1 protein-coding gene is annotated in these 793 nt (G+C 37.6%); it reads left to right on the forward strand.

What is annotated here, in order from left to right:
• The first annotated feature begins 62 nt into the window (after nucleotides 1-62).
• Nucleotides 63-326, forward strand: a complete 264-nt coding sequence (locus KL866_RS19185) for a hypothetical protein (RefSeq protein WP_214996536.1) — start codon at nucleotides 63-65, stop codon at nucleotides 324-326.
• Nucleotides 327-793 lie beyond the last annotated feature (467 nt).

Here is a 793-nt window from a genome sequence, read left to right on the forward strand (position 1 = left end):
GCGGCTTCGCCATTATGCCCCACGTGTCTGCGCCCGTTATTGAAAAGTTATGTTGATCATCTATGACTGAGCAAGGTTTTCTAAAGAGTTTAGATTCAGGCAAGACCAATGAATTTTCGTTTCTTCAAGATACTAATCAAATTGAGGTGAGTGTTTGGAAGCATGAAAATAAGTATGTTTTAACTTGGGAAGTTTACCCTGTGGGGAGCTTTCATGATGAGTCTACTTATTTAAAAGATGAAATTCATAACTTTGATTGTATAAGAACATTAACTGAATTTATTAACACAAATGGCTTTGATTTATCAAAATTTACACCAGCGTAAATCAACATAACAAGTCACTCAAAAGGACAAATAACAGTCGGCTATTTGCTCCTTCGTCGCCTATTTTAGCCAACCATTATTTGCCTCTTAGTTAGGCGTTATATGCCAATGGAAATTGAAAAATAAATGGAAGTAAGAAACTTAAAATTTTTTGCTATAGCCGTTTCGGTTCCGTTAATTGGCTCCTGGCTCGTTATCCAAACGCAGTTTTGGTTGGGAGCAAACGTAGCAAACGGTATTCTTGCCTTCTTTCTACCCTCTATTGGCGTGGTATCGCTTTCTAAAATACGGTATCCAAGCAAGGTTTTTAAAATTTTAGTTGTTAGCACGTATCTTTTTCTAACTCTGGTGGCGATTTGGCTTATAGTTTTAATTACTAGCTGCGCAAACGGAGATTGTCTTTAGTAATGGCACATAACAAAAAAATTAAGCCACTCACTTCGTTCGCTGGGACGCATACACGTGGG

The organism is Alteromonas sp. ALT199 (genome assembly GCF_018619335.1).
Lineage (GTDB): Bacteria > Pseudomonadota > Gammaproteobacteria > Enterobacterales > Alteromonadaceae > Alteromonas.